Source organism: Altererythrobacter sp. MTPC7, assembly GCF_042851395.1.
Taxonomy (GTDB): Bacteria; Pseudomonadota; Alphaproteobacteria; order Sphingomonadales; family Sphingomonadaceae; genus CAJXSN01.
In genome coordinates, this window is sequence record NZ_BTGS01000010.1 from 59767 (window position 1) to 77193 (window position 17427).

General features: G+C 63.5%; 19 protein-coding genes. 15 read left to right on the forward strand and 4 right to left on the reverse strand.

Annotated elements, in window-relative coordinates:
- Nucleotides 1–2: 2 nt before the first annotated feature.
- The gene (locus ACGHJ7_RS10185; protein ID WP_390477055.1) at nt 3–872 is read left to right on the forward strand and encodes a hypothetical protein; all 870 of its coding nucleotides are present in this window, start codon (nt 3–5) and stop codon (nt 870–872) included.
- 121 nt (nt 873–993) lie between these two features.
- Nucleotides 994–2319: a glutamate--tRNA ligase gene (gene gltX, locus ACGHJ7_RS10190; RefSeq protein WP_390477058.1), complete on the forward strand. Its 1326-nt coding sequence runs from the start codon at nt 994–996 to the stop codon at nt 2317–2319.
- On the opposite strand, the gene pyk is transcribed toward gltX, so the two are convergent.
- Nucleotides 2316–3797: a pyruvate kinase gene (gene pyk / locus ACGHJ7_RS10195; protein WP_390477060.1), complete on the reverse strand. Its 1482-nt coding sequence runs from the start codon at nt 3795–3797 to the stop codon at nt 2316–2318. The two genes, gltX and pyk, sit on opposite strands and share 4 nt — an antisense overlap.
- A 47-nt stretch (nt 3798–3844) precedes the next feature.
- On the opposite strand from pyk, the gene ACGHJ7_RS10200 reads away from it, so the two are divergent.
- The 3 genes from ACGHJ7_RS10200 to ACGHJ7_RS10210 all read left to right on the forward strand — a co-directional run bounded on the left by ACGHJ7_RS10200 (nt 3845) and on the right by ACGHJ7_RS10210 (nt 4905).
- Nucleotides 3845–4165 carry a DUF1244 domain-containing protein gene (locus tag ACGHJ7_RS10200; RefSeq protein ID WP_390477063.1) on the forward strand — a complete coding sequence of 107 codons (321 nt, stop codon included), beginning with the start codon at nt 3845–3847 and terminating at the stop codon, nt 4163–4165.
- A gap of 94 nt (nt 4166–4259) precedes the next feature.
- Nucleotides 4260–4508, forward strand: coding sequence for a DUF2312 domain-containing protein (locus tag ACGHJ7_RS10205; RefSeq protein WP_390477065.1), 249 nt, complete (start codon nt 4260–4262; stop codon nt 4506–4508).
- A 46-nt stretch (nt 4509–4554) separates the two neighbouring features.
- Nucleotides 4555–4905, forward strand: coding sequence for a heavy metal-binding domain-containing protein (locus ACGHJ7_RS10210; RefSeq protein WP_390477068.1), 351 nt, complete (start codon nt 4555–4557; stop codon nt 4903–4905).
- 19 nt (nt 4906–4924) lie between these two features.
- On the opposite strand, the gene ACGHJ7_RS10215 is transcribed toward ACGHJ7_RS10210, so the two are convergent.
- Nucleotides 4925–5704, reverse strand: a complete 780-nt coding sequence (locus tag ACGHJ7_RS10215) for a type II CAAX prenyl endopeptidase Rce1 family protein (protein WP_390477071.1) — start codon at nt 5702–5704, stop codon at nt 4925–4927.
- 55 nt (nt 5705–5759) lie between these two features.
- Here ACGHJ7_RS10215 and ACGHJ7_RS10220 point away from each other — a divergent pair, with 55 nt between their 5' ends.
- The 6 genes from ACGHJ7_RS10220 (at nt 5760) to ACGHJ7_RS10245 (ending at nt 9308) form a co-directional block, all read left to right on the forward strand.
- On the forward strand, nt 5760–6506 hold the full coding sequence (locus tag ACGHJ7_RS10220) for a YebC/PmpR family DNA-binding transcriptional regulator (RefSeq protein WP_390477074.1): 747 nt from the start codon (nt 5760–5762) through the stop codon (nt 6504–6506).
- Nucleotides 6503–6973 (forward strand): crossover junction endodeoxyribonuclease RuvC, encoded by a 471-nt coding sequence (gene ruvC / locus ACGHJ7_RS10225; RefSeq protein ID WP_390477077.1) that lies wholly within the window; start codon nt 6503–6505, stop codon nt 6971–6973. Before ACGHJ7_RS10220 ends, ruvC begins: the two co-directional genes overlap by 4 nt.
- Nucleotides 6974–7065: 92 nt before the next feature.
- The gene (locus ACGHJ7_RS10230; RefSeq protein WP_390477079.1) at nt 7066–7416 is read left to right on the forward strand and encodes a hypothetical protein; all 351 of its coding nucleotides are present in this window, start codon (nt 7066–7068) and stop codon (nt 7414–7416) included.
- Between the two features lie 48 nt (nt 7417–7464).
- Entirely contained in the window at nt 7465–7779 is a 315-nt protein-coding gene (locus tag ACGHJ7_RS10235) for an antibiotic biosynthesis monooxygenase family protein (RefSeq protein WP_390477082.1), read from the forward strand.
- Nucleotides 7780–7893: 114 nt separating this feature from the next.
- Nucleotides 7894–8247 carry an ArsC family reductase gene (locus tag ACGHJ7_RS10240; protein WP_390477084.1) on the forward strand — a complete coding sequence of 118 codons (354 nt, stop codon included), beginning with the start codon at nt 7894–7896 and terminating at the stop codon, nt 8245–8247.
- Nucleotides 8226–9308 (forward strand): glycerophosphodiester phosphodiesterase, encoded by a 1083-nt coding sequence (locus ACGHJ7_RS10245; protein WP_390477087.1) that lies wholly within the window; start codon nt 8226–8228, stop codon nt 9306–9308. The genes ACGHJ7_RS10240 and ACGHJ7_RS10245 overlap by 22 nt, the downstream gene beginning before the upstream one ends.
- Here ACGHJ7_RS10245 and ubiG read toward each other — a convergent pair.
- The gene (ubiG, locus tag ACGHJ7_RS10250; RefSeq protein ID WP_390477090.1) at nt 9305–10075 is read right to left on the reverse strand and encodes a bifunctional 2-polyprenyl-6-hydroxyphenol methylase/3-demethylubiquinol 3-O-methyltransferase UbiG; all 771 of its coding nucleotides are present in this window, start codon (nt 10073–10075) and stop codon (nt 9305–9307) included. The genes ACGHJ7_RS10245 and ubiG overlap by 4 nt on opposite strands.
- A 62-nt stretch (nt 10076–10137) precedes the next feature.
- Between ubiG and ACGHJ7_RS10255 the strand changes: the two genes are divergently transcribed.
- Nucleotides 10138–11430 (forward strand): aspartate kinase, encoded by a 1293-nt coding sequence (locus ACGHJ7_RS10255; RefSeq protein ID WP_390477093.1) that lies wholly within the window; start codon nt 10138–10140, stop codon nt 11428–11430.
- Between the two features lie 631 nt (nt 11431–12061).
- Nucleotides 12062–14968 (forward strand): type ISP restriction/modification enzyme, encoded by a 2907-nt coding sequence (locus ACGHJ7_RS10260; protein ID WP_390477095.1) that lies wholly within the window; start codon nt 12062–12064, stop codon nt 14966–14968.
- Here ACGHJ7_RS10260 and ACGHJ7_RS10265 read toward each other — a convergent pair.
- Nucleotides 14965–15435, reverse strand: a complete 471-nt coding sequence (locus ACGHJ7_RS10265) for a hypothetical protein (RefSeq protein WP_390477097.1) — start codon at nt 15433–15435, stop codon at nt 14965–14967. The two genes, ACGHJ7_RS10260 and ACGHJ7_RS10265, sit on opposite strands and share 4 nt — an antisense overlap.
- Nucleotides 15436–15545: 110 nt before the next feature.
- Here ACGHJ7_RS10265 and ACGHJ7_RS10270 point away from each other — a divergent pair, with 110 nt between their 5' ends.
- Nucleotides 15546–16568 (forward strand): NAD(P)H-dependent flavin oxidoreductase, encoded by a 1023-nt coding sequence (locus ACGHJ7_RS10270; protein ID WP_390477100.1) that lies wholly within the window; start codon nt 15546–15548, stop codon nt 16566–16568.
- A complete protein-coding gene (gene purU / locus ACGHJ7_RS10275; protein WP_390477102.1) occupies nt 16565–17419 on the forward strand; it encodes a formyltetrahydrofolate deformylase in 855 nt (284 codons plus the stop codon). The genes ACGHJ7_RS10270 and purU overlap by 4 nt, the downstream gene beginning before the upstream one ends.
- The last annotated feature ends 8 nt before the right edge of the window (nt 17420–17427 follow it).

Genomic DNA, 17427 nt, shown 5'->3' on the forward strand with positions numbered 1-17427 from the left:
GCATGAAGTGTCCCTTCGTCCTGGTTGCCGTCGGGCTCAGTCTGGCAGGCTGCGGGCCGCAGGATGCGAGCCTGCGGCCAGAGAACGAGCTGCAGGACATTGCAAAAAACGCGGAACCGGTGCCCGATCTGCAAGGGCACTGGACGGTCTCGCGCCTGGATGGCGAGACACTGGACATGCGCATACCCCTGTCCGGCAGCAGCGATACGCTGGCGTGGGACCCCGGATGTGCCGGCTGGATCCTTTCATATCGGGCAGAAGAGGGTCGGCTGGTTATCGCGGACGATGTCGTGCCGCGCGATCGCCCGGTGTGCGACATCGGCTATCCCGAACCCCTGCCAGCGGTCATGACAGCCCTTCAGGGACGCTGGACTGCGACGAAAGAGCCAAACGGGAACATCGTCCTCTTACGAGATGAAACCCGTCTCGTCCTCGAAGCGTCTTCGTCTACGCCGCCGGAAACGCTGGCGGGAGAATGGGATGTCGTGCAGATCGACGGGCGCCCGGCAATTCCAAGCGGAAGCCTGCGCATCACGGCAGATGCCCATGCAATCCGCGTCGAACCGTCGTGCCTTGGAGGCGCCGTCCCTTATCGCATCGTGAACGAGCGTTTTAGCGTCATCGAGACACCGGCGCCCCCTCCGCCTCCTCCGGGTGCCGAGCCGGTTCCTCCGCCCCCAGTCTGCGCAGTCGTGCCGCCCAAGGGCAGGAACACCATTCTTTCCATCATCGGGAAGGCCGAAAAGATTACGCGCGGGGCCGAGCGCAAAGTTACACTGTCCGGTAGCGGCGGCAGCCTGACGCTGGCACGACGCGCTGCCGTTCGCACGCCCGGGGCAGGAACGCGGCAAAGTCTACCAAACCGGGAATAAATTACGGGAAGGGCGAAATGCGAAGCCCGATCTACCTGCTCAGCGCAAGGTTGCAAAACTTGCCGTCCGCAGCCCTAGCGGCACTCGCGCTGCCGGTTTCCATCGGCTATCGGGCTTGGCCATGACCACTACCCGTTTCGCCCCTTCGCCCACCGGACGGCTGCATGTCGGCAATATCCGCACGGCGCTGCACAACTGGTTCCTCTCCCGCAAATCCGGTGGGACATTCCTGCTGCGCATCGACGACACCGATGCCGAGCGATCGAAGGAGGAGTATGTCGATGCAATCCGCGCCGACCTCGCCTGGCTGGGGCTGGAGCCGAATGGAGAGGCGCGGCAATCCGATCGGCTGGCCCTCTACGACGAGGCTTTCGAGAAGCTTAAAGCCGAAGGCCGCGTCTACCCGGCTTACGAAACCGCGCGCGAGCTGGAGTTGAAGCGCAAGATCGCGCTGGGACGCGGCAAGCCGCCGATCTACGACCGCGCAGCCCTTGCGCTGTCCGAGGAGGAACGCGCGGCGAAGGAAGCAGACGGCGTCACTCCGCATTGGCGGCTTCGCCTCGACCATGACTCGCCGATCCAATGGGGCGACGGCGTGCGAGGCACGGTGAAATTCGACCCTGCGACCCTTTCCGACCCGGTGATCCGCCGCGCCGACGGAAGCTGGCTCTACATGCTGCCAAGCTGCGTCGACGATATCGACATGGGCGTGACGCAGGTGCTGCGCGGTGAGGACCACGTCAGCAACACCGCCGTGCAGGTGCAGATGTTCGAGGCGCTGGGAGCAACCCCGCCCGCTTTCGCGCACGAGGCGCTGCTGGTCGGCAAGGAAGGCAAGCTGTCGAAGCGACTGGGCTCGCTCGGCTGCGATGCATTCCGCGAGAAAGGGATCGAGCCCGAGGCGGTCATCGCGCTGCTGGCGCGCCTCGGCACCTCGCAGCCGGTGGAGCCGATTGCCGACCGCGAGAAGCTGCTCGACAGCTTCGACCTTGCGACCTTCGGCCGCGCCCCCGCCAAGTTCGACGAGGCCGAACTGGAGCGGGTGAACACGGCCATCGTCCACCAGATGCCCTTCAGCGACGTGGCCGATCGCTTGCCCGAAGGCATGGACGAGGCCGGCTGGCACGCGGTCCAGCCTAACGTGTCGACCGTTGACGAGGCGCAGGAATGGTGGCGGCTGGTCACCGGGCCCGTCGATGCCGTGGACTTCTCCGATGAAGATCGGGCCTACCTTTCCGAAGCGGCGCAGGCGCTGGAATGGGGCGAGAACCCTTGGGGTGCGCTGACCGGAAAGCTGAAGGAGGCCACGGGCCGTAAGGGAAAAGCGCTGTTCCTGCCGCTACGCCAGGCGCTGACCGGCATGAACCATGGCCCCGACATGGGCGAACTGCTGCCGCTGATCGGCGAGGCGGAGGCGCGTGGGCGGCTCGAGCGCGCTTCTACCTAGCTGCCGTGTTTCTCCAGTTCGTCGCCGGTGAGCGTCACGACATGCAGCAGGTTCGTGCTGCCCGGGGTCCCGAAAGGCACGCCTGCCAGCGCGATCAGCTTGCTGCCCGCCTCGCCGAAGCCGTGGCGCAGAGCCATGCGCTTGCCCTTGGCGATCATCTCTTCGAAACTGCCGATGTCCTTCGTCGCAACCGCGTGCGCGCCCCATAGCAGGGCGAGGCGGCGCGCGGTGCGCATGCTGGGCGTCAGGACGAGCATCGGCACGCTCGGGCGTTCGCGGGCGACACGGCGGGCCGTGCTGCCGGAGCCTGTGAAGACCGTCACCGCGCCGATCTTCACCGTGTCCGCGATGGTCATGCAGGCATGGCTAAGCGCGTCGGCAGTAGTGGCGTCGGGCGGCGTGTCGAGGAAGCGCACGCGGGCGAGATATTCCGGATCGTTCTCGACCTTGGTCGCGATGCGGTGCATGATGGTGACCGCTTCTTCGGGCCAGTCGCCGGCAGCCGTCTCCGCGCTGAGCATCACAGCGTCGGCCCCGTCATAGACTGCATTGGCGACGTCGGAGACCTCGGCCCTGGTCGGGCTGGGGCTTTCGATCATGCTTTCCAGCATTTGCGTGGCGACGATCACCGGCTTGCCCGCCGTGCGCGTCTTGTTGACGATGGTCTTCTGCAGTGGCGGAACGTCCTCCGGATCGAGTTCCACGCCCAGGTCTCCGCGCGCGACCATGATGCCGTCGGACAATTCGATGATCTCGTCCAGCCGGCGCACCGCCATGGGTTTCTCGATCTTGGCACACAGGGCGCCATAGCCGCCCATCAGGCGCCGCGCTTCGGCAAGGTCTTCGGGACGCTGGACGAAGCTGAGGCCGATCCAGTCCGCGCCCTGTTCCACGGCAAAGGCAAGGTCCTTGCGGTCTTTCGCTGTCAGGGCCGGGATCGGGATTTCGGCATCGGGCACGTTCACGCCCTTACGGTCCGAGATGACGCCGCCGACCTCTGCCGAGCACAGGATTGCGTCCTCGTCCGCCTTGATAACCCGCAACCGGATCTTGCCATCGTTGATCAGCAGGCGCTGGCCCTTTTCCAGCAGGCCGAACAGTTCGGGATGGGGCAGCTGGACCCGCGTTTCGTCGCCGGGTTCATCGCGCCGGTCGAGCGTGAAGTGCCCGGAATGGCGAATGACCGCCTTGCCATCCTTGAATTTGCCGACCCGCAGCTTGGGCCCCTGCAGGTCGCAGAAAACCGCGATCGGGCGGTGAAATTCCTTCTCCAGCGCGCGGATCGCCTTGATCGTTTCGGCATGCTGCGCGTGTTCGCCATGGCTCATGTTCACCCGGAACGCATCGACGCCTGCGCGAAAGAGGCGGCGCAGCATTTCGGGATCGCGGCTGGCAGGACCCGTCGTCGCGAGGATCTTGACCTTGCGGCCCCGGGGATCGAGTTTGGGCGGGGCGGGTTTTGCAGGGCGCTTTTCCATGGCGGGAAGCTATGGCACCGCCACATTGCAACTCAAGGACGAAACGCATGGATACGAATACGCCCCGCTCGCAAGGCAATCTGGATACCCTGGACGATGCCGTCGCGGCGGCTGCCTTCCGCCGGCTTGTGCGGCATTTGCAGCACCGCCACGATGCGCAGAATATCGACCTGATGGGCCTGAGCGGTTTCTGCCGCAATTGCCTCGCCGACTGGATCATGGATGCCGGCTTCGAAGGCGACAAGGCCGCCGCGCGCGAGCTCATCCACGGCATGCCGCAGGACGAATGGAAAGCCACGCGCCAGACCCCGGCAACGCAGGAACAACTGGACCGCATGGAAGCGAGCGTGGCGAAGAACGCGCGATAATAATCGTCCGATAAACCGGGTTGGCGGTTCACCCCTCCGGACTGGCTCGCTAAAGCGCGCGCAACTGATTCTCACACATGACCGGAGACCCCCGATGGCCGATACCGATGCCAATGCCGCCGATGACCGCCTGCGCCTGCTGATCGAACGGATCGAGCGGCTGGAAGAGGAAAAGAAGGGCATCGCTGAGGATATCCGCGACGTCTACGCAGAGGCGAAGGCGGTCGGGTACGATCCGAAGATCATGCGCCAGGTCGTCCGCCTGCGGAAGATGAAGCCGGACGATCGCAGCGAGCAGGAAATGGTGCTCGACACCTACAAGACGGCGCTCGGCATGGTGTGATAGCCCCTGCTGTGTCATGCTGGTGGTACAGTCAGAGGAGGACAGAATGGCCGGACCCTGGAAAGATGCGCGCGGCATCATCGTAACCACGACCCCGACGATCGAAGGACGCCCGATCGAGGCCTATCTCGGCATCGTGACGGGCGAAGTCATCGTCGGGGCGAACCTGTTCCGCGACCTGTTCGCCAATATCCGCGACATCGTGGGCGGGCGTTCGGGCAGCTACGAACGGATCCTGCGCGATGCGCGCCAGCAGGCGATCGAGGAATTGCAGGCGGAATGCGGGGCGCTGGGCGGCAATGCCGTGGTCGGGGTCGATCTCGATTACGAGGTGATCGGCGATACCGGCTCCATGCTGATGGTGTCGGCCAGCGGTACGGCGGTGAAACTCTCCTGATCAGGCTTGCCGGGTTCGCTCAACCGGCGCCCGGCAGCATCTCGCCGAGCACCAGAACCAGCGCGACCGCCGTGCCGTTGTGCATGGCGTGCAGCAGCATCGCTGCCCACAGCCCGTAATGGACGCGGGCATAGCCGAACAGCGCCCCGGCAATGAATTGCGGGATTACCAACGGCAGCAGGATCAGCAGGGTCCCTTCGGTGTAATTGGCCAGATGAACCAGCGCAAAAGCCAGTGTCACCAGCCAGAAGACGACCGGGAATGCAGCGGCAAACCAGCGGAAGGGCGCTCTTCCGCGCAAGGTATAGAGCGCCGCGACCGCACCCGCCCCGGTAAGAAGCGCGCCGCCGATCGCCTTGACGTTCACGGGCGCGTCAGACCGGGCGATGTCGGTCTGGGTCAGCAGGATGAACCCCGCCGCCAAAACGCCGAGTGCGAGCCAGTGGCCGGGCCTGCCCGAGAGCCAGCTGCGAAAGGCGGTTTCCTCCAGCAGGGGCGCGCCCAGCACGATGGCGGCAATCACCATCGGCGTCAGCGCGATATCGTTCAGCGAGTTCGACGGGAATTCGAACCCTGCGGCAAGCGCTGCCATGGCCAAGATGCCGAGCAGGCTCATCGCCGCGAAATCCACCGCGTAAAGGCGCAGGACGCCGACAAGACCTTGCGCGCCGATCCCCGTTGCGCGTTCCGGCAGGACTGGCCTGCGCAGGAAAGCGGCCAGCGGGGGCCTGTTGCCAGTCGAGACAGGCGAAATGTCGCCGCGCTCCGGCGAGGGAAGGGTTGAGGGAGACGGGGTCATGGGGCTATGCGCACCTCTTACAGATTCATCCACTTACAATCGGTGCACGCGACCCATGGCAGGCCATTCCAAATTCAAGAACATCATGCACCGCAAGGGTGCACAGGACAAGAAACGCTCCAACCTGTTTTCCAAACTTTCGCGCGAAATTACGGTTGCGGCGAAAATGGGCACGCCCGATCCGGACATGAATCCGCGTCTGCGCCTGGCGGTCAATACGGCCAAGGCTCAGTCCATGCCCAAGGACAATATCCAGCGCGCGATCGACAAGGCGAGCGCGGCGGATGGCGAGAATTACGAGGAAGTGCGCTACGAAGGCTACGGCCCCGGCGGCAGCGCCATCATCGTCGAGGCGCTGACCGACAACCGCAACCGCACCGCCACGGCCGTGCGCACCGCCTTCAGCAAGAATGGCGGCAATCTGGGGACCGAGGGCAGCGTTGCCCACGGCTTCGAACGGCTGGGCTACATCGAATACGGGCCTGAGGCAGGCGACGAGGAGAAGATCCTGGAAGCTGCCATGGAAGCCGGGGCGGAAGACATTTCCTCCAGCGAAGACGGCCACGAGATATGGACGGCGGCAGAAGACCTGCACCAGGTTTCCAGCGACCTGGAAAAGTCGCTGGGCGAGGCGAAGGAAGTCAAGCTTGCATGGAAACCGAACCTGACGGTCGACATGGACGAGAAGGGCGCCGGCACGCTGCTGAAGCTGATCGACACGCTGGACGATGACGACGACGTCCAGACCGTGTGGGGCAATTACGAAATCTCGGACGAGGTGATGGCCAAGCTGGACGCGTGATCGTCCTCGGACTCGACCCGTCGCTCAGTTGCACGGGCTGGGGCGTCATCCGCTTCGAGGGAAGCCGCATCGCGCATATCGCGAACGGTCAGGTGCCCACCGCGCCGAAATCGCCCATGGCGGATCGGCTCGACCAGCTCTACTCCGCCATCGCTGCGGTCGTCGCTGCGCATGGCCCCGACCGCGCGGCGGCGGAGGAGATTTTCGCCAACAAGAACGCGCAATCGACCATAAAGCTGGCGCAGGCGCGCGGCGCGGTGCTGGCGGCCTGCGGTGCTGGCGGGCTGAGGGTGAACGAGCATTCCGCGCGGCTGGTGAAGAAATCGGTCGTCGGAACCGGCGCAGCGGACAAGCGCCAGGTCCAAGCGATGCTGAAGGTCCTGCTTCCCGGCATACAGGTCGCCGGCGCGGACGCTGCAGATGCGCTGGCTGTGGCTATTGCCGACGCGCATCTGTCGCCGCGATAAAATCCTGCAAAGGAACAATGCCTTAGCTCGGCCGTAATACCGTCATGCCGCAGCGGCTTTGCCTAAGCAGGCGTTTCAAGCGGAGAGCCGGAATGCGAAAGATCCTGACGACTGCCTTCGCCACGACCACCTTCCTGCTGGGCGGATGCGCCATGGGCTATGGCGGCAATCCGATCGGCGCCGTGCTCGGATCGGTCCTTGGCGGGGCCGGAACGCAGGACGGTTACGACACGAACCGCCTCAACGATTTCGAGCGGGCTGCGGCCAATGCATGCGCCAGGGAAGCGTCGCGTTACGGTCGCATTTCGCTGGAGCGGGTCGAGCAGCGCAGCCGCGACATCGTGCGCGTCGATGGCCGCATCGATTCCCGCGACCGCAATCGCGACCAGTTCCTGTGCGAATTCCGCAGCGACGGCCGGATCGTGAATTTCCGTACCGGCTGATCGCGGCGAGCGATTGACTCCGGTGCATCGCCGACGGAAATGGCGGCAATGTTTCTTGTCGTTTTTCGCAACACGAAATGCGCCGACATGGACGCACAGGCATATGCCGAGGACGCCGCGCGCATGGAGCGCGAGGCTTTCGGGCAGCCTGGGTTCCTGTCCTTCAAGAGCTTCACTGCGGATGATGGGGAAGTGGTCGCCATTTCCGAATGGGAGAGCCGGGAGGCTGCGGCTGCGTGGCGGCGACGGGCTTCCCATGCAAAGGCGCAGGCTCGTGGGCGCGATGCGTATTACGATCAATATACCGTCGTGACCTGCAACAATCCCGATATCCGGCGTTGGCAGGCGGGCGAACCGACCTGAAAAGACGTGCGTTCGGCCATGCTTAATATGAGCGCCTGCAAGGACCTTGTCATATGCAGGTGCTGTGACATGCCCGGCCCAGAGTGAATGTTCTCCAGCGAAGAAGTGCCAGCCATGACCATACAGCTTTTCGGCATCCCCAATTGCGACACCGTGAAGAAGGCACGCAAATGGTGCGATGCGAACGGCGTCGATTACGCGTTCCACGACTACAAGAAGGAAGGCGTGGACCGCGACCGGCTTGAACGGTGGGCCGACGAGTGCGGGTGGGAGTCTTTGCTGAACCGGCGCGGGACGACCTATCGCAAGCTGGATGACGCGGACAAGGCGGACATAAACCGCGACAAGGCGCTGGCCCTGCTGGTGGAACACCCGAGCATGATCAAGCGGCCCGTTGCCCAGCACGAAGATGGTAGCCGCATCCTGGTCGGCTTCAACGAAAGTGAATGGGAGAACGCGTGGTGCTGAGACTTTCCGTAAGGCTGTTGGCTCTGGCCGCATGCGTGCTCGCCCCGATGCCCGCTATTGCGCAGGACGATCTTCTGGTGATTGCACATCGCGGCGCGAGCGGGGATCGCCCCGAACATACGCTGGCGGCCTACGAACTCGCGATCGACCAGGGGGCCGATTATATCGAACCCGACCTGGTCGCGACGAAGGACATGGTCCTGGTCGCCCGGCACGAGAACGAGATCGGCGCAACGACGGACGTCGCCTCGCGCGACGAATTTCGCGACCGGCGGCGGAGCAAGACCATCGACGGCGAACTGGTTTCCGGCTGGTTCGTGGAAGATTTCACCCTCGCCGAACTTCGCACCTTGCGAGCCAAGGAGCGCCTGCCCGCACTGCGTCCCTCCAACACCCGTTTCGACGGCCTTTACCAGGTCCCCACATTCGCAGAGATCGTGACACTGGTGCGGGCGAAGGAGGCGGAGACGGGCCGTGCGATCGGGCTTTACCCCGAATTGAAGCACCCCACTTTCCTTTTGCAGGACGCAGGGATCGACATGGTCGACCTGCTGGTGGCCGAATTGCGGGAAGCGGGGCTGGACGGTGCGGACGACGCCGTGTTCGTCCAGAGTTTTGAAGTCGGCACGCTGGAACGGCTGGACCGGATGCTGGATGTCCGGCTGGTTCAGCTGGTGAAGGACGAGGGCGGCCCCGCCGACATGCGCGGCCTCAGCTATGCCGACATGGTCTCGCCGGCGGGCCTGGCAGAAATTTCCGCCTATGCCGACGGTATCGGGGCGCCCGTCGGCCTTCTTTTTGGACCTGCCGGTACGGCGTTGCCGGTCATTGCCGATGCGAAGGAGGCCGGGCTGCTGGTCCATGCCTGGACCGTGCGGAAGGAAAACGCCTTCCTTCCCGAACAGCTCAGGGGGCGGGGCGGCCCGGCGCAGACGGGCTGCGACGAATCTCTTTATTCCACGCTCGCCAGCAGCGGTATCGACGGGGTCTTCACGGATGATCCGGGGCGCATGGTTTCGCCCGATCCCACCGGCAATCCGGTCTGCATGGGCGGCGGCTAGGCCGCGCGCACGCTCATGATGTAATTCAGCGAGAAATCGTCCGACAAGTGCAGCCCCTTGCCCGGACGCCACGCGATGCCGCGGGTCTCGGTGACTTGCAGGCCCGTATCCGCCAGCAGCGCTTCCAGTTCATCCGGGGTGACGAAATCGTCCCAGTGATGCGTCCCAGCAGGGATGGCACCGGTGCCTTCTGCCGCGCCGACCAGGAGGAGACGGCTTGCGGCAGTCCGGTTGGGCGTGGACAGGACCATCAGGCCGCCCGGCTTGAGCCTGTAGGCAAGGCCCGACAGGAACGCGCCCTTGTCGGCGACGTGCTCCAGCACCTCCAGCGAGGTCACCAGGTCGAATTGGCCGAGCGCCGCATCCGCCAGCTCTCCCGCACGATAGTCTATCTCCAGACCGCTGCCCGCTGCGTGGGCGCGGGCCGCAGCGATATTCTCCTCCGCCGCATCAAGCCCCGTCACTGCCGCGCCCATCCGGGCCAGCGGTTCGCACAGCAGCCCTGCGCCGCAGCCGACATCCAGCGCGGTCTTCCCCGCCAGCGGCTGCGGGTCGCGCACATCGCCGCCCCAGTGGGTATCGATCGCCTCGCGCACGAAGCCCAGCCGCACCGGATTGAGCTTGTGCAGCATGGCGGAGGAGCCCTTCGGATCCCACCACTCCGCCGCCAACGCACCGAAATGCGCGGCCTCGTCCGGGCGGATGGTGGCCGCTGCATTTGCCTGCGGCGTAGAATTGCTTCGCGCTTCGTGTCTTGCATCGCTCATGCCCGCTTCGTAACAGCGCCCGTCTGCCCGGGATAGGGGCGAGCAGCGGGAGTGACGGATCCTTGGCGCGCATCGTGATGAAATTCGGCGGCACCTCCATGGCGGGGACCGAGCGCATTCGCCGCGTCGCGCAGATCGTGCGCCGCCAGGCCGCGCCCAAGCCCGACGGCACGCGTGACGAGGTCGTGGTCGTCGTCTCCGCGATGGCGGGCGAAACCGACCGCCTCGTCAATTTCGCGCGCGAGGCCCATGCCCTCTACGATCCCGCCGAATACGACGTCGTCGTCGCCAGCGGGGAACAGGTCACTTCCGGCCTCCTGGCGATGACCCTGCAATCCATGGGCTGCAAGGCCCGCAGCTGGCTCGGCTGGCAGCTCCCCGTCCGCACGGTGGAGGCACATGCCAAGGCGCGGGTCGAGGGAATCGACGCCGACGCGCTTCTCGCCTCCCTTGCCGAAGGCTCCGTCGCCGTCGTCCCCGGTTTCCAGGGCATCAGCGCCGAAGGCCGCATTACCACGCTGGGCCGCGGCGGGTCCGATACCAGCGCCGTGGCCGTCGCCGCCGCGGTGAAGGCCGACCGCTGCGACATCTACACCGATGTCGACGGCGTCTACACCACCGATCCCCGCATCGTGGCCCGCGCGCGCAAGCTGAAGGCGGTAACCTACGAGGAGATGCTGGAACTGGCCAGCGTCGGGGCCAAGGTCCTGCAGACCCGCAGCGTGGGCCTGGCCATGAAGGAACAGGTCCGCGTGCAGGTCCTTTCCAGCTTCACAGACGACGATTCCCCTCCCGCAGACGACCTGCCCGGCACGCTGATCGTGTCCGACACCGAAATGGACGCGATCCTCGAAAGGAACGACATGGAACGCCAGCACGTCACCGGCATCGCCCACGACAAGAACGAGGCCAAGATCATCCTGACCCGCGTGCCGGACAAACCGGGCGCCGTGGCGGAGATTTTCGAACCGCTGGCCGCCGCGTCGATCAATGTCGACATGATCATCCAGAACGTGGGCCGCGACAAGGGCGAGACCGACGTCACCTTCACCGTGCCCCAGACCGACCTGCCGCGCGCGCAGGCCCTGCTGGAGGACCGGCGCAGCGGCATCGGCTTCAACCGTATCATCACCGACAGCCACATCGCCAAGATCAGCGTGGTGGGCGTGGGGATGAAGAGCCATGCAGGCGTCGCCAGCACGATGTTCCGCAGCCTGTCCGACCGCGGCATCAACATCCAGGCGATCAGCACGTCGGAAATCAAGGTCAGCGTGATGATCGACGAGGACGAGACCGAACTCGCCGTCCGCGTCCTCCACACCGCCTACGGCCTGGACGCCCCCGAAGAGGGCTGAGCAGAGAACCAAGCAGAGGGCTGAGCACTCCCCTCTCCGCAACGAAGTTGACAAAGGTGACACCGCCCCGCGGCGCGAAATCTCCTTTTCCTGTTATACGTCAGCAGCTTGCGCCCGAAAACGAAGTTGACACTTCGCCCGGGTGCAAACGCGAAAACACACCCACCCGGCACGCCGCGCCCACCGGGTCGGCCCGGCGCCACAGGCAGCGGTAGCAAGCGCCGGCCGTGTAGGAAAATTGTTTGCTTGCGGCAAAGCCGAGCGGCCTTAGTAACCAAGACTACGGGAGAGTGTCTTGAGCCGCCAGCTTATCAATGAATACCGCAACGACCTCGATCGGATCATCAAGGTCGGCGGAAACCTGAACGAAGGCTCCGTACGCGATGCCTTTCAAGGGCTTCTGAAAAGCTGGGGCCGGTCCAACGACCTTACCTACCTGTCCGAACATCCCATGACGACGGCACAGGGAACGAACATCCGCATCGACGGCGCGCTGGTCTACGATATCCGCGTTCCCTTCGGCTATTGGGAGGCGAAGGACACCAGGGACGATCTCGAAGAGGAAATTCGCAAGAAGGAAGCCAGAGGCTATCCCAAGACGAACATCATCTACGAGGACACAACGCGCGCGGTGCTGATCCAGGACGGACGGCGCACTGCCGAAGCGGACATGACCAATACCGAGGAGCTATACGAACTCCTCAACCAATTCTTCGCCTACGAACAGACATCCATCCGCGACTTTCGTAAGGCGATTGCCAAGTTCGGCGAGGATTTGCCCGCCATCCTCGATGCCCTGCGCGAACGCATCCGCGAAAAACGCGAGGCCAGCCCGGATTTCGCCAAGGCCGAGGAGACGTTCCTCAAGCAGGTCAAGGAGACCATCAACCCCTCGCTAGAGCGCGCCGACGTCACGGAAATGCTGATCCAGCACATCCTGACGGAAGACATTTTCAACCGCGTGTTCGACATGCGCGACTACCACCGCGATAACAATATCGCGAAGCAGCTTTATGCGCTGGAGCGCAAGCTGTTCGAATATGGTGACAAGCGCTCGCTGCTACAGGCGCTGCGGCCCTATTACACAGGGATCGAGGAAACCGCGCACCTGATCCAGAGCCATTCGGAAAAGCAGAACTTCCTGAAATCGCTCTACGAGAATTTCTACAAGGTCTATAATCCCAAGGCCGCCGACCGGCTGGGCGTGGTTTACACGCCGGGCGAAATCGTCCGCTTCATGATCCGCAGCGCGGACTGGCTGTGCGAAAAGCATTTCGGCAAGAACCTCGTTGATCGGGGCGTCGAAATCCTCGACCCGGCGACGGGCACCGGCACTTATATCGTCGAGCTGCTGGAATATTTTCGCGGACAGCCGGACAAGTTGCGGCAGAAATACAAGGAGGAGCTGCACGCCAACGAGGTGGCGATCCTGCCCTATTACGTCGCCAACCTGAATATCGAGGCGACGTATCAGGCAATCACCGGCCAGTTTGCCGAATTCGAGGGGCTATGCCTGGTCGATACGCTGGACAATGTGGACGGGCTCGGCATCCATTCGGGCCACCAGTTCGACATGCTCGGCGCGCTGAGCGACGAGAATATCGAGCGCGTGAAGCGGCAGAACCGGCGCAAGATCAGCATCATTATCGGCAATCCGCCGTATAATGCGAACCAGCAAAGCGAGAACGACAACAACAAAAACCGCGAATACCCACACATCGACGACCGAATAAAGCGGACCTACATTAAAGAGAGCACCGCTCAGAAAACGAAGCTCTACGATATGTATTCGCGCTTTTATCGCTGGGCTAGCGACCGGCTTGGCGACGAAGGGATCGTCGCCTTCGTCAACAATAACAGTTTTCTGGAAGCGAGAACCTTTGACGGATTTCGGAAACGTATGGCCGAAGAGTTCTCGGAAGCTTGGGTTATCGATCTAAAAGGCAATGCTCGCAATAGTGGTGAACGGCGTCGGCGCGAAGGCGGCAACGTTTTCGAGGACAAGATCAAGGTTGGGGTCGCGGTCGCCTTTTTCATCCGCAAAAAAAGCAAAGCTCCTTTCAGGATCAACTATCTGGCCGTTGAGGATTATGCGACGGAGGACGACAAGCGGAGTTACATCGCATCGCGTGACCTGCAGACGGACAAGTTCGTTCGCATTCGCCCGAATGAGCGTAGCACTTGGCTAAATCAAATTGAAGCCAGTGAATGGGACGAGTTTCTGCCAATTGCAGATAAGGCGGTGAAATCTGCAGATGATAAGCGCAAAGAACGCGCTATTTTTAAGTTGTTCTCGCTCGGTGTGAAAACTAACCGCGATGACTGGGCGGTATCTCGTTCGTCAGGCTTTCTTGATACAGTGTATGAATACCATTTGCAGGAATATCGCGATCTCGTACGAAGCCTTCCGAAAGGAAAGCTAGACTATCGGAAACTTAACTTCAATGATCAGATTAAATGGACAAGGAAAACCCGTAAGCTGGCGGCGGCGAGGTCTAAGCTTGTCGGAAAACCCAATTCGATACAGTCACTCTATCGACCATATGACCGGCAACGAACGAACTTTCTGTGGCAATTCAACGAGGATCATTATCAGCTCGCGCGCTTAGAGCGTGACAACACATTTAGCCGGTCGATATTGATCAGCGGCCAGCCCGCCTCCAAGCCGTTTCAAGCATTGGCAGTAATCCAGTTGTGGCATCATGATACGCTCGAAAAGGCGACTGGACTCTCCAGCCATCGCTACACCAAATCCGGCGAGCAGATAGACAACATCACCGACTGGGCGCTCAACAAGTTCAAGGCGCATTACAAGGATGAGGTCGCAGCGGCGCGTCACGCGAATCGTGTCGGTAACGGCGGTGTAGCCCACCAGATAACCAATCCCGACGGTTCGGTCGAAACGCTGGAGCTGGACGCAAGCCCGCCCGCTTGGCCGGCCGATGACAACGGCGTGCCAACGGTCACCAAGGACGCAATCTTCGCCTATTGCTACGCCGTCCTGCACGATCCGGTCTATCGCGAGAAATACGCGCTGAACCTCAAGCGCGAGTTTCCGCGCATCCCCTTCTATCCGGATTTTGCCCAATGGGTGGAGTGGGGGGAGGCGCTGCTCGACCTGCATATCGATTACGAGGAGGTTGAGCCTTACCCGCTGGAGCGGGTCGATACGCCCAACCCCAAGCGCGCCGAGGGTTCGCATCCCAAGCCCAAGCTAAAATCCTTCCTCGCCGAAGGGGCCGAGACGGGCAGCGTCGTCGTGGATGAAGATACGCAGATCACCGGCATTCCGGCGGGCGCGTGGGACTATCGCCTCGGCAATCGCAGCGCGATCGACTGGGTGCTCGACCAGCACAAGGAAAAGAAACCGCGCGACCCGACCATCCGCGAGAAGTTCAACACCTATCGCTTCGCCGATTACAAGGAGAGCATGATCGACCTGCTCGCCAAGGTCGTGCGGGTGAGCGTGGAAACCAACGCGATCACCGATGTGATGGCCGCGTTGGATCGCAGCGATTGGGGCGACAGCTCGCCCTAACTCCCCGAAATCTCCCCGCCTGCGGGGGCGGCGGCTCTCAGGGTTTCGACCAGGGCCTGGCCTGCGGCCATGGCGGCGGCGTCGTCGCCTGCCTCCACCGCGTCGCGGATCGACTGCAGGTCTTCGCGTGCCGCTTCGACCAGCGGGGCGGGCAGGACGCGCTCGTTCTCGTCGAGATAGCTGGCCATGCGGTCGACCACCACGGTGCGGTCGGCGCTGATGGTGGGGCGGGCCAATTCGCGCGCGATCAGGCCGGCGCCGGAAATGGCCTGGTTGATCTCGGTCGCATCTTCGGAAATGCCGTAAGGATCCGCGCCCGCCGTGGTCTGTGCCTGCGGCTCGCCCGCCGGGTCGGCTTCGGGCGCGGGCTCTGCCGAACATGCTGCCAGCGACAGGGCGGCGATAGCGGCGGCGGCATTCAGGGCAATGATGGAAGTGGGGCGGTTGCGACCGTTGTGGGAATGCATGGGATGTCCTTGATTTTTATCGTTGTGCCTTCGCAAACGCATGGGCGGCGAAGGGTTTCCGCGGTGCAGGCGCTTGCCCACCGCGCGCCGCTCCCCTAACCGCGGCTGCCATGACTATCTATCCCAAAAGCCACGCCCTGATGCAGCGCGGGCGCGAATTTCTCGGCTGCGAACACGCCGTCCTGTGCGGCGCGATGAGCTGGGTTTCCGAGCGCAACCTGGTCTCCGCCATTTCCAATGCCGGCGGCTTCGGCGTGATTGCCTGCGGGGCGATGACGCCCGATCTGCTGGACGCCGAAATCGCGGCGACGAAGGCGATGACGGACAGGCCCTTCGGCGTGAACCTCATCACCATGCATCCGGACCTGATGGACCTGATCGACGTGTGCGCGAAGCATGGCGTGGGCCATGTCGTGCTGGCAGGCGGCATTCCGCCCAAGGGCAGCGTCGAGCGAATAAAGGAAGGCGGGGCCAAGGTCATCGTCTTCGCCCCCACGCTGGCGCTGGCGAAGAAGCTGCTGCGCTCTGGTGGGGACGCGCTGGTGATCGAAGGCATGGAGGCGGGCGGCCATATCGGTCCCGTTTCCACCAGCGTGCTGGCGCAGGAATTCCTGCCCGAGCTTTCGCAGGATCACCTGGTCTTCGTCGCGGGCGGCATCGGCCGGGGCGAGGCGATTGCAGGCTATCTGGAGATGGGCGCGGTCGGCGTGCAACTGGGCACGCGCTTCGCCGCCGCCAGCGAGAGCATCGCGCATCCCGACTTCAAGAAGGCGTTCTTCCGCGCCAATGCCCGCGATGCCGTGGCATCGGTGCAGGTCGATCCGCGCCTGCCGGTGATCCCCGTGCGCGCATTGAAGAACAAGGGGACCGAGGCCTTCACCGCCAAGCAGCGCGAAGTGGCCGGGCTGGTGGATACTGAAGGCCTGGAAATGATGGAGGCCCAGCTGCAGATCGAGCATTACTGGGCAGGCGCCCTGCGCCGCGCGGTGATCGACGGCGATGTGGAGAACGGCAGCCTGATGGCCGGGCAGTCGGTCGGCATGGTCAAGCAGGAAGAGCCGGTGGCGGACATCATGCGCGGCCTGATGGACCAGTGCGAACAGGCGCTCGGCCAGAGGCATAACGCCGGGTGAGCGAGCCGCTCGTTTTGACGCTCGCCTGCGAGGACCGGCCGGGCATCACGGCCGCCGTCACCTCGTTCCTGTTCGAACGCGGCGGCAATGTGCTGGAAGCGCAGCAGTTCGGCGACTTCCAGAGCGGGCGGTTTTTCATGCGGGTGGAATTCGACCCCGCCGACGCTTCGCGCGAGGTCCTGCGGCGCGAGTTTAAAGACGTTGGGGGCCGCTTCGCCATGGATTGGAAGCTGGCCCTGCGGGACCGCCCGCGCCGGGTGCTGCTGATGGTCAGCAAGTTCGATCACTGCCTGGCCGACCTGCTCTATCGCTGGCGGATCGGGGAAATGGCGATCCGGCCCGTCGCCATCGTCTCCAACCATCCGCGCGAAAGCATCACGCATACCGATTTGGGCGACGTGCCGTTCCACCACCTGCCAGTGACGCGCGAGACAAAGGCGGAGCAGGAGGCGCAGGTGCGCGCCATTGCGGACGAAACGGATGCCGAGCTGGTCGTGCTCGCCCGCTACATGCAGATCCTGTCGGACGAGCAGGCCGCCCATTTCGCCGGGCGCTGCATCAATATCCACCATTCCTTCCTGCCCGGCTTCAAGGGCGCAAAACCCTATCACCAGGCCCATGCGCGGGGCGTGAAGATGATCGGGGCGACGGCGCATTACGTGACCACCGACCTCGACGAAGGGCCGATCATCCACCAGGACGTGGAAGCCATCAGCCATGCCGACACGCCCGATGCGCTGGTGCGCAAGGGCCGCGACATCGAACGCCGCGTGCTGGCAGAGGCCGTGCGCCTCCATGTCGAAGAACGCGCCTTGCTGAATGACGGGCGCACGGTGGTGTTCCAGCGATAGACGGCCAG